This is a genomic window from Fibrobacter sp. (assembly GCF_045131395.1).
GTDB lineage: Bacteria > Fibrobacterota > Fibrobacteria > Fibrobacterales > Fibrobacteraceae > Fibrobacter.
Map to the genome: position 1 here is coordinate 95,459 of NZ_JBGUQY010000005.1, position 12,772 is coordinate 108,230.

General features: G+C 48.1%; 3 protein-coding genes. 2 read left to right on the plus strand and 1 reads right to left on the minus strand.

The window, feature by feature from the left end; all coding sequences use genetic code 11:
* The first annotated feature begins 49 nt into the window (after positions 1-49).
* Positions 50-2,371 (plus strand): NADP-dependent malic enzyme, encoded by a 2,322-nt coding sequence (locus tag ACJMNB_RS04095; protein ID WP_405339263.1) that lies wholly within the window; start codon positions 50-52, stop codon positions 2,369-2,371.
* A 7-nt stretch (positions 2,372-2,378) separates the two neighbouring features.
* Here the strand turns inward: ACJMNB_RS04095 and ACJMNB_RS04100 are convergent, their stop codons facing one another.
* Positions 2,379-3,323, minus strand: a complete 945-nt coding sequence (locus tag ACJMNB_RS04100; RefSeq protein WP_405339265.1) for a hypothetical protein — start codon at positions 3,321-3,323, stop codon at positions 2,379-2,381.
* Positions 3,324-3,425: 102 nt separating this feature from the next.
* On the opposite strand from ACJMNB_RS04100, the gene ACJMNB_RS04105 reads away from it, so the two are divergent.
* Complete coding sequence (locus ACJMNB_RS04105; protein ID WP_405339267.1) at positions 3,426-12,689, plus strand: VWA domain-containing protein; 9,264 nt, start codon at positions 3,426-3,428, stop codon at positions 12,687-12,689.
* Positions 12,690-12,772 lie beyond the last annotated feature (83 nt).

Consider the following 12,772-nt stretch of genomic DNA (forward strand, 5'->3'; position numbering starts at 1 on the left):
AAATTGAACTTTCGCGGCCTTGGATGCCGGTGAAAACAAGGAGAAAATCATGAGCAAGGATTTAAAAGAAAAAGCTCTCGAATACCACGCCATGGGCAAGCCCGGCAAAATCGAAATTGTGCCGACCAAGCCGCATAGCACGCAGACCGACTTGGGTCTTGCATACACTCCGGGTGTAGCTGCTCCTTGTTTGGAAATCGAAAAGGACAATAACCTCGCTTACGAATACACGGGCAAGGGTAACTTGGTGGCCGTGATTTCTAATGGCACGGCAGTGCTCGGCCTCGGTGACATTGGCGCCCTCGCCGGTAAGCCGGTGATGGAAGGTAAGGCGCTCCTCTTTAAGATCTATGCCGGTATCGATGTGTTCGACATCGAAATCAACGAAAAGGACCCGAAGAAGTTTATCGAAATCGTGAAGGGTATCGCCCCGACTTTCGGCGGCATCAACCTGGAAGACATCAAGGCTCCGGAATGCTTCGAAATTGAAGACACCTTGAAGGCCGAACTCGACATCCCCGTGATGCACGATGACCAGCACGGTACGGCCATCATTTCTTCTGCAGGCCTCTTGAACGCCATCGAAGTGGCAGGCAAGAGCATTCGCAACGTGAAGATGGTGGTGAACGGTGCGGGTGCAGCCGCTTGCGCCTGCACGCGACTCTACTTGTCGCTCGGTCTCAAGAAAGAAAACTTGGTGATGTGCGACAGTAAGGGTGTCATTCGTAAGGACCGCAAGGGCCTTACCGAAGCGAAGGCTTTCTTTGCGACCGACCGCACCGATATCGAAACGCTCGAAGACGCCATGAAGGGCGCCGATGTGTTCGTCGGCCTTTCCAAGGCTAACGTCCTGACTCGCGAAATGGTCCGCAGCATGGCTGACCAGCCGATCGTTTTCGCTCTCGCCAACCCGAACCCCGAAATCAGCTACGAAGAAGCCATGGCAAGCCGTGGCGACCTGATTTTTGCAACGGGCCGCAGCGACTATCCGAACCAGGTGAACAATGTGATCGGTTTCCCGTACATTTTCCGCGGAGCCCTCGACGTTCGCGCTACTTGCATCAACGAACACATGAAGCACGCCGCTGTGCGCGCCATTGCTGCCCTTGCTCACAAGCCGGTTCCGGATGTGGTGAACATTGCCTACAACTCCCAGCGCTTTACCTTCGGTAAGGAATACTTGATTCCGAAGCCGCTGGATCCGCGCCTGTTGACCGATGTGTCAATCGCTGTGGCTAAGGCCGCTATCGAAAGTGGTGTGGCTCGCAAGCCCATTACCGATTGGGATGCTTACTACGACCGTCTGCGTGACATGATGGGTTACGACAACAAGCTTATCCGTCAGTTTAGCGATACGGCTCGTAGCAACCCGAAGCGCGTGGTGTTTGCCGAAAGCAACCTCAACATGCTCAAGGCTGCGGTGCAGGCCAAGACCGAAGGCGTTGCACACCCGATTCTGCTTGGCAACCCCGAACGCATCCAGATGATCGCTCAGCGCGAACAGCTGGACCTCACGGGCATCAAGATTGTGAACCCGCGTTCTCCGGAAGAATTCGAACGCCGTCGCAAGTATGCTGAAATCTACGCCGAAGAAAACGGTCGTAACGGTGTGACGCTCGATGAAGCTCGCGATGATATGTTCGAACCCAACCACTTCGGTATGATGATGGTGAAGGTCGGCGACGCTGACGCCCTTATTTCTGGCGGTTACTCCAAGTATTCAGAAACCATTGAACTGGCTAAGGAAATCATCGGTATTCGCGAAGAATACAAGCACTTCGGCGCTATGCACATTTTGAGCACTCGCAAGGGTACGTTCTTCCTGGCCGATACGCTGGTGAACCGCGACCCCGATGCAGAAACCCTCGTGGATATTGTCAAGCTCACTCACGACGCCGTGCGCTTCTTTGCTCATGAACCGGTGATGGCCATGCTGAGCTACGCTAACTTCGGTTCTGACAAGGGTGCTCCGCGCGGAACGTCCAACACCGCCCGCGAAGCGGTGCGCTTGATTCACGAACAGTATCCGGATTACGTGATCGACGGCGAAATGCAGGTGAACGTGGCGCTCGACAAGGATCTTCGCGATACGAAGTATCCGTTCAACAAGATCAAGGGCCAGACGGTCAATACGCTCATCTTCCCGTGCCTCTCTTCTGCAAATACCACTTGCAAGATGCTCTTGGAAATGGGCGTGGGCGAATCTATCGGTCCTGTGCAGATGGGCCTGAACAAGCCGGTTCACTTTACCGACTCCGACGCCTCTGTTCACGATATCTTCAACCTGACGGTTGCCGCCGTGATCGACGCTATCGTTCAGGAAAAGAAGGACGAAGAAAAGAGCCGCAAAAAGTTCGACAAGATGTGGTAGAATAAATCTACTTCTTTTTACTCTTTTTAGCCTTCGTTTTTGCGGAGGCTTTTTTCTTTGTAGTAGATTTTTTGGAAGCCTTTTTCTTTTCCTTGGCGTTTTTCGGCTGCACGGCGGCTGGCTCGGGTTCAGCCGTTTCTTCAGAAGAAATTTCTGCAGGCTTGTTTTCTGTAGAAATTGCCGCTGGCGGTTCCGCCTCTACAGGCTGCATAGGTTCTGTGGCTTTAGTAGAATCGGCTACCTGTTCGGGGGCGACGCTTTCTGCTATAGCGGACGTGCTTTCGCTATCATCGCTGTCGTCGTCAAAAGGTTCTTCCTGTACAGCGGATTCGTCCCTCTTTTCGATTCGGTCGTGGGGGTTGTAAATTTTTTCACGAGAAAGTTCGAAACCGATGGATAGGCGTGCGCCGAATTTGCCTGCCGAAATGCGAAAGTCTTGGTCGCTGCTTTCGTAGGACTTGAGTACGGAGGCGTATTCGTAGTTGACTTCGACGCCAATTCGGTAGGGGAGTATGACACCGAGGCCTCCGGCGACAAAGAAGTCGAAGGGGCGTTCCCACCAGTCGCCGTTACCTGTGATGAGGGGGAGAATACCTGCGCGGCTCACGGCATAAGGTGAAAAGATAGCGTCGGTGTTGATGCGGCCGAAAGCGAAGGTTCCCCATACGGGAATAGAGGCGGGGACAATTTTGGTGTGGTCTTCTTTCAGCGGACTCTTGTAGCCTACGCCGAAACCATAGCGGATGGGACTAAATTCGGCGGCGAAGTTCATTTCGAGCCCTGCGGAGAACTGCTTTTCGCTGTCCCAGTCCCTTTCGGATTTTACGCTTTTCTGGTGGGTAACGATAGATGCGTTGCTGGGAGCATAGCCGTTGAAAAAGGGCCTGAGTTCCGTGGCAAAAGCATTGCTGATTAGGCAACAAATACAAGCGAGAATGAATTTCCTCAACATAAACCCCGTAGATCAAGAAATTTGTGAACAAAATATAAAATTTTTTCTAACTTTCTTGTAGGGATAGCCCCCTGTAAAACAGGTCATGTTGGGAGAACATCGATGATTCGAGCATATATTGCATTGTGCATTTTTTTTGCTTTTAGTTATGCGCAGGCTGTACAAGTTTCCATAGAAGATAATGGTAATATTTACCTTGGTTCTACAAAAGGGACTAGGGATTATTCTGCCGGCGATACCATTCGACTCGACGCGACTACCAAAGATGGCTATGCCTTCGATGAATGGAAAATGGATAATGGTGGTAATTGCGTTATTGACGACGCTCATTCTAGATCGACCTTTGCCACGGCGTATGAAGGCGGCCTTTGCCGTTTTAGACCTTACGCTAAAGAACAAAGCTTTTATTATGAGCTGACTCCTGGTGGAAGTCCCACTGTGCTGGACTTCAAAAAATATTCGACCACGACGGGGTATAGCGCTTATGGGGTCCGAATAAAAGTCAAGCAGGGGGGCAAGAGGTTAGTTCTAGCCATTTCGAACTATTCCAAAAAAAGTTTCTCATATGCATATAAAAGCCATATGGGTTTTGATAGCGGAATGAGCTCGGCTGGAGATTATTCAGATGGTCGACTCTATTTTTATAGTGACGGGTACGGCTCTACTCCTTATGATTACTATATCGCTATTCCCGAAGAAAACATTGATAGCGAAGACAAAACGGCTACGGTTCAGGCGTTTTTAGCCTATTATTTGTCAACTGAAGTTGAGGGGGGTGGTTCTGCTAAACTGGGTTCCACCACTGGAAGAGTCCTTATTGAAGGAGATACACAAACAGTTTTCGCCACTCCGAGTAAGGGCTACCGCTTTGGCAATTGGAAAACGACCGGTGGATGCTCCGTTGACGATAAAAATTCTCCTACGGCTACCGTTACCATGGGGGCAAACGATTGCGTTGTCACGGCTGTGTTCAATACGGGTGAAGTTTATGAACTTTCTTCGACGCCGAAGTCTTTCAACTTCGCCAAAGATGCTTTCTTGGTAGACGGCTATTATGATTTGCGAACCAAGTTTACCGCCCCCGCAACTGGCCCTTATGTGATTGAAGTATATACTAATAGAACTATCAAGTACATTGACAATGGACAAAACTCCTCATTTAACTCTACCACGGAAAAGACGCTTGCATATAATGGACAAATCCCTTTGAGCATGAATGCGGGAAAGTCCTACTACATCTTGTTCCGCCAAGCAGAAGGCTACGGCACAGATGATATTCAACTGGTGGTGAAGCGAAAATATGTTTTAAGCTATGACATCTCTGGTTCAGGATATAGCACGAAGAATTGTGACCCCGATTCTTCTTACTCGATTAGTGCGGCATCTAAGTTTGGAAAGATGTTTGACAAATGGAACGTTGTGTCGGGTACCTGCAAAATAGACGATGCGTACCTTGCGACTACAAAGGTTCAACTTTCTACGAATTGCTCTGTCAAGGCTCTATTTAAAGATGCTCCCATTCTGCCCATTACCGAAACTCCCGTCACATACAAGCTTAGTGCCGATGGCTATGTCAGCGGTTCCAACTACAGAATAAATACGGGTTTTGTCCCGACGGACTCCGGTACCTACAGGCTCACGATTAAGCCGAGTGCCTCGACAACTATTTATTTGTATGATGAGGGCTCCGACAACACGTTCCCTTCTACAACCAGTAAAACTTATAGCGGAACGACGACCAAACAGGTTTTCTTAGGATCCGTCAATACAGACGGCCGGTACCTTCTTTTTAGCACTGGTAGCTCGCAATCCTTAACGCTCAATGTCGACCGTACTTATCATATAGAACTTGAAGGTGACGAATATGTTTCTGCCAAGTTTGAAAACGGTTCTTCCCACGACACGACACACATTAATGGTGAATCCGTTCAAATTACCGCCAGTGTATCTGGTGGAAAGAGATTCTCATACATGAAGGTGACTTCGGGTAACTGCACCTTGAACGACACTGCTGCACAGAATGCAAAAGTGACTGTCAAGGGCGATTGTAAAATAACCGTATTCTCAGAAGACGAGGGTGGTGTTTATCCGATTTCTACAACGCCTTCGGAATTCAACTATGGCATGCACCGCTCTGAAATCGGCTCAAGTTTTGGCATCAGGACCGTGTTTACGGCACCTGAAGACGGCCGGTACACTATTTTCGTAAAAAGCAACCAGTCGAACAAAGTTTGGGCTTATGACGAAACCTTTACCACAACGAGCAGTCTCTCTTCCAATGCTTTTAGTGCCACTGAAGGTGAAAAATATTATTTCTACTTGCAAAGCACCAATTCCTCCTATTCCCCGGACCAGAATGATACTCTCTCGGTATGGGTTGTCAAAAACGTGAACGTGACTTCTACAGTTTCGGGTGCGGGAACCGTTAAAGTCAATAGTAAATTGGGCTCTAGTGACGATAAACTTGCCGGTGATTCCATTTCAATTGTGGCTACTGCAGATGGTGGGTCGCGTTTTGACCATTGGGAGAAAGTTTCTGGTTCCTGTACGATTCGCGATACAACAAAGAATAGCACCTTTGTGGCACTCGCTGGAGATTGCAAGGTAAAGGCTTTCTTTGTAGAAGGCAAAATTTTTGAAATTAGCGAAACTCCCAAATGGTTCAATTTCCTTAAAGACGGCGTCATTCGCGACGGTTATATGGGAATACAGACTTATTTCGATGCTCCGACTGCAGGAACCTATAAGTTTGTTACGTATTCTAACACGACCAGTTATTATCGTTACCTTTATTCCGATGAAACTTTTGAAACGTCGGGGCTCTACAAGTCTTCTAATGTTGATGCCATTGAGGAGGCCGGTAAGCATTATTATGTGTTCCGTGATTATCATAGTGTCCCGCAGGTCACGTCTGCCGATTCCATATTGATTTCGGTGAAACGTACTTACCCGGTTCATATAGATACCTTGGGAGAGGGCTATGTCACAATCAATGGCTATACCCGTTATGACGATTCTACGGCCACTGCAGGGGATACCCTTCGACTTGTTGCTTCTCCAAACACTGGTTATAAGTTCAAAAAGTGGGACGTTGTTTCGGGTTCTTGCACCTTGTCCGATAAGGCGTCGGCTACGACAACAGTTACGGTCAAGGGAAACTGCAACCTTAAAGCCCACTTTGTTGCAGGTGAAATCTATAGCGTTACCGATACGCCCAAGGAATACACCTTCAAAGACCATTATTACAGCGGCTCTGCAACTAATGGCGTTCGTTTCTCTTTCGCGGCACCGGCCGACGGTAAGTACGGCATTGTGGTAAAACTTAAAAATCGAGCTAACTATGTTACATATTACAAATGTGCTAATGTTGGTTGCACAAGTTACTCTACTTACAAAAGTTACGTTACCTCTTATATAGACTCTGTAACGGTTTCAAAGGACACCGTGGTAAACTTCAAAGTGTTGCCCTACAGTACCATCGAGGATACCATTTCGGTCCATTATGTAGATTTGAATGAAAAACGCCTTGTTATAAAACTCCTGGCTGATTCCTTGGGAACTGTTACTCCTAGCGCAGGCTATACAGATGTGATTCCCGGTATGGACTATAGTATTAACGCTGCGGCGACTCGCTTTGGTTACCGATTTGATCAATGGAGTGTGATGTCCGGTAAAGCGACCATTGCGAATAAAGATACTAGCTATACATTTGTAAGCACGACCAACAATGCTACCATTCAAGCCCACTTTAGAAAAGGTGACGTCTATGAAATAGACAAAACGGTAAAGTCTTTTGTTTTTAGCACTGACTACTATTCTGATTCTGTTTATCGCAGTAAATATGAAGTGGCGTTGAAATGGACTCCTGCTGATACGGGAACCTTCTTCTTGGATATTGTGTCTCCGCAGACAAGTGGCTATGTGTATGTTATGGGCAGCAATTCTACGTTCAGGTCTTATAATACCTATGAGTATTTTAGCAATAAGTTGAGTCTCCCTATTGTCGTAAAAAATAAGGGCGAAACACTGTATTGGACTGTTGTTCCCTATAGCTCCAGCTATTATAACAGTTCGTTTACGGTAACTATACGGGGCGCGGTTTCCCTGAAGGTTGTCGCTGGCAGCAATGGAGTTCTATCGACCAATTCGGTAATAAAACTTGGCGCTGGTCAAGATACTACCGTTACCGCCTATGGAAATATGGGCTATGTCTTTGACAAGTGGCGAGTGGTTTCGGGCAGTGCGTCTATAAAGAATTTGACTTCGCGCTCTACCAAAGTGACTGTCAACAATGACGCTGTTATTGAAGCCTCGTTCCGCAAGGGTCCCATTCAGGATATCGGTTATGTCGAAAGCGAGTTTACATTCAATAAGGACAAGTATACCGACAATAGCAGATTCAACAACTATGTATTCATGACCTGGACCGCTCCCGATTCTGGTATGTACTTTGTTGATTTCGATATTTCGGATTACAGCTATCTCTATAGTTTTGGTACGGATTCTACGTTCTCGAGAAGTTCTTCGAAGTATTACTATTCTGGTAACAACAGCGTCGTTTTCACGGGAGCCTCGGGCGTTCCACAATATTGGGCCTTGGGACCTTATTATACTAGCGACAGCTCTGATTCCTATAGCGTAAAAATAAGCAGGGGATATGAACTTTCCATTAATGTCGATGCTTCTATGGGAACTATCAATACGGATAGCAAGATTGCTCTGCATAAAGGACGCGATACAACCATTACGGCCAGCAGCAAGGCGGGGTATTTCTTTGACGGGTGGAGTAAAGTTTCTGGAAGTGTGACGATTGGCGATTCAACCGTGCGTTCGGCAAAGGTATCTATCGAAAGTGATGCTACGATAAAGGCTAAGTTCCACAAGGGACCTGTTCAGGAAATTGGAACAACTGCAAAGACCTTTACCTTAAATAAGGACGTTTTTACGGACCATGCGAGCCATCTGTATGATGTTGCCTTGACATGGACCGCTCCTGATTCCGGCTGGTATTACTTGGAAATTGAAAGCCCCGATAGTAATATTACCCGTGGCTACCTCTGGAAATATGGTACGGATTCTACCTTTAGTGGTTCCTATAGTTCCTATACCCTGCCAATCAGTTATCTGTTCCAGGGGACTGCCGGGGTACCCCAGTATTGGTCTTTCCAGCGGTATTATGATGCGGATTCCAGTAAACGCTTTACGGCGAAAATCGTAAAGTCCGCTGAAATCATAGTTGTCTCGGATGGTCATGGAACTGTGACGCCCACAACTCCGAAACCTGCAAGCCCAACGAGCTCGGTAAGCATTACCGCAACATCGGAATTCGGATACAAGTTCAAGGAGTGGACCGTTACAGCCGGCACTCCGGATATCGGAAACGCTGAGAGTGCAAATACTACGGTAACTTCTGCGGACAATGCCACCGTCAAGGCGACCTTTAGTAAGGGTACTATAAACACCATAGGCGACACCTCCAAGGACTTTGTCTTTGCAAAAGACTACTATACCGACACCACTGGGTTCAAAAACCTTGTGTTCATGTCTTGGACCGCGCCCGATACCAACTGGTACTTTATAGAAGTCACCGCTGATTCCGTCATTGACCTCAATTTTTACAGTTACGGAACCGACTTGAAAAACAGGGGTGGCCGTTTGACAAAAGTGAAGGGGAAAAATATTTTGTCCTTCCAGGGAACAAAGGGGTCTACACATTACTGGTCGCTTGGCCCCGCGTACGCTCGCGATAGCCTTGTTGGATTTTCTGCAAGGATTGCCGTTCCGTATGTGCTTACCGTCGAGTCTGACGATCACGGTACGGTTCATCCCGACGGGGCCGTCGTTTTGCCTTCGGGCGGCGACACTACCGTCATGGCTATTCCGTACGGCGGATATGTTTTCAGCAAGTGGACCGTAACCAAGGGGAATGTAATCATCACAAACCCCATAAGCGAACAAACGAAAGTAAGCCCCATCGACAGCATTTGTTCCATAAAGGCAAATTATGTAGTGGACTTGACCACCGTTCCGAAAGTTGACATCCAAGGTGTCAACACTTCCGGTCATCCTGAAATTTGCAGCATCGTTTCTGTGGTGGACTCCAACAGCGGGAAATCGATTTTCGATTTGGATTCATCTGATTTCGTGTTATTCGAAGATGGAAAATCCCTCCCCGCAACCGTCACAAGCCCGGGAAATATTAGGGGCGTATCCGTCGTATTTGTTGTTGACGAAAGCGGCTCCATCGGTGCCATTCAAGATGCGGCCAGAGAATATGTAACCCGTTTTGTGAACGAAATGGAGGAGTTCGATAGGGTTGCCATTATCGGCTACGTAGATACCGTTCGAGTGGTGCAGGGCTACACGGCCAATAAGGACAGCCTCTTAGGTGCCGTGGAACGGCTAAGGTTTACCGGGGCGTACGAAGACATCGCCCTCGGTGCCTACACAGGTGTGGAACTCGGGGCCAATTTAGGCGGACCCAAGGCAATCATCGTATTTTCGGACGGTAGATCCGACCATAAAAAATACACAGCCTCTACCGTTGTAGAACTTGCCGAGAGATACGCGACTTCCATCTATACTATCGCGTTCAAAAAAAGCGCAGAATATTCCACCTCGTATTTCAACTACGGTTTCGACATCTTGCAGGACATGTCCGCAGGAACGGGAGGCCGCTATTACGAAACGGCGGGCATTACGGAAACGAGGGAAATTCTCGCCCAAATCCGTCACGACATGCAAACCCGTTACACGGTATGCTACACGACGCCGGATACGATCATCGATGGCGACATTCACCACATTAAAATCGATGTCAGCTACCGCGGCAAAAAGGCTTCCGATACGGCGAGCTGGCGAGAGGATTTCTTGCCGCCTAAGGTGACCTTGACTAAGGCGACCGCAAACCTTGTGGGTAAGGAACTCAATTCGGATTCCTTGAATATCGGCGTACTCGTTTCGTCTAGACTTTCCATGAAATTCGTGAAGGCGTTTGTTCGTACGCATGGGGATACGTTGTCTGCATATAGGCAACTTACCATGAAAAAGCTGAAGGATAGCACTTGGACGGTTACGGTTCCTGAAAGCTATCTGGTTTCTCCGGGTATTGATTTTTATGTGACAGCGACGGATTCCCTGGGACGTGAGGGAAGCGCTCCTTCTGGCGCTTTCCCTGGACAAAATTCGTATACCATTTATGTCAAGAACCTTGAATCTAGCATAGCGCTTTTGACAGAAGGCTGTGTGGATACGGTTGAAACCGAGGTGAAGTTGAGTTTCGAAGTACACGACATTGAAGGCGTCGACTCGGTAAAGCTTTATTATAGGAACAGTGACAAAGTGCCTTTCGATACTTTGCCTATGCTGCGTCGCAGCAGAACCAGCGATTATTGGGACGTGATGGTGCCCTCAAAGGCGTTTGGCGGAAAAAAGCTGCAAATCAATGCCGAGGCGTGGGATGTTCTGGGCGAAAAGACCACCTGGCTTACCACAGAGAAAACCTATGTTGAGGGCTGCGAACCTCCGCCCGCTCCAGATGAAACGGACTATATCCATATCGTAAACGGGGATTCTTCCGGAAAGTCTATCAAAAGAACGACGGAAAAAATCAGGCTGACACTGGAAAGCCAGGATTTCACGCCGGGAAAGGATACCCTTACGGTTTCGCTTTCTTGCTTCTATTCTGGCGATATTGAAAGTAACCTGAAAGTTGCCGAAAAGAAGCCCGGCTATTACGAGATTACAAAAGACGTCGAGAAAAATGAATATGCGCCGAAACGCGGCGACGGAAAGATTTCTTGCGATGCTTCGGATATCCTTGTGGCGGAATTCAAGGACCCTGTATACAAGACCCTCGCCAGCAAAAGGGTTGTGGTGTCCGATAACATCGATACCACTTACCGTTTCTTGAAAAAGAAAACCGATGTGGAATTGGATTCTGTAGAAACCACTGACAGCGTGGCGTTTGTACTCCGTGTTACGGCCGAAAGTAAGTCGCTGTATGCTCGCGATACTATCAAGGTCATCCTGTTCACCAATACCGGCGATACCATTAGGCTTAAGGCTGTAGAAACCGATGTGTATTCTTCGGAATTTGAAACGACATCGGCGTTCTACTTTGTCGATGGCGAGAAGGAACTGAAAAGTAAGCGCCTTGATGCTGTTTTCAACTACAAGAGTACCAGGAACCGCGTCAAGATTTATGCCGAGGTAGATGGCGATGAGTCTGCACTAAGTTTCCGCAACTCGCTGATTGTTTATTCCAATTATGCTGCCGCAGACTATGCCGAAATTTACGACAGCGACAAGGATGGCCGCGCCGATTCCGTTCGCGTCCACTTTATCGAGCGCCTTTCCGAAAATATCCTAAGCATCGATACAGTCTTCTGGAATGCTGCTGGAAAGACGTGGAAGAAGGCGTCCAAGAGCAAAATGCACTTGAGTGAAGATTCCCGCTGGGTGGAATCCGTTATCAAGGAACCGTTTGATTACGGCGTGACCTTTGCTGATAAGGACAAGGCCCCCTATTTGCGTATGACAAAGACTGCTGCCGACCGCCCGCAAAAGGTGGAACTCCGAGATAAGATTGGCCCGGTTCCCGTGAAGGCGGAAAAGCATCCTGGTCGCGTCCCGACAGTGGAATACATTGAGGATTCCTATGGCATTCCGCCTGACACCTTGTTCGTAGAAATGTCCGAACCGATTTCCACCAAGGAAAAGAATGAACCCTGGAAAAACTTGTTCCGCTATTCCGCTCGCTGCTCCGATACGGTGAGCATGGCGCTGCGCGTTCAAGGGGAACCGAAGATAAGCGAATCTGGCAAGGAATTGACGATTGTCCTTAAGGACAACAACTTGCTGGTGGACAACTGCATTCGCACAAACCCCGCCTCTGGTTATGTTGACGACCACAAGAATGCCGTTGGAATTGGAGGCGTGTCGGTGGGCGGCAAGAACAGCGATATTTACCTTTACGAGGTGTCATCCAATATTCGCCTTATAAAGAATGACAAGAAGCCGAAGTGGATTCCCCCTGGAGAAAAGAAATGGGAACATGTTCCTGATTCCCTGCAGACGATCCGCATTTCGTCTATTGCCCCGTACAAGGCCCGCGTCATTATTTACGATAACTATTCCAATGTGGTAACATCGTTCAACCAAACCTTTACCAAGGAAGAAATGGAAATGGATTCCCGCGGTAATGAAAATGACCATTCCAAGCTAGGATTCCTCTATTGGAACGAGCGTAGCTCCGAAGGTCGCAAGGTGGGTGACGGCGTGTACATCTGGAGAATTGACTTCAAGTTTAACGATGGCCACAAGGAATATCGACTGATTAAGACCGGCGTGAAACGCCGCAAGTAATACGATAAAATTGGTAGTTTGGGGGCTTAATGCCTAATCTGATCGCCGCAGGTAACACTGCGGCGATTTTTACGCTTGAATTC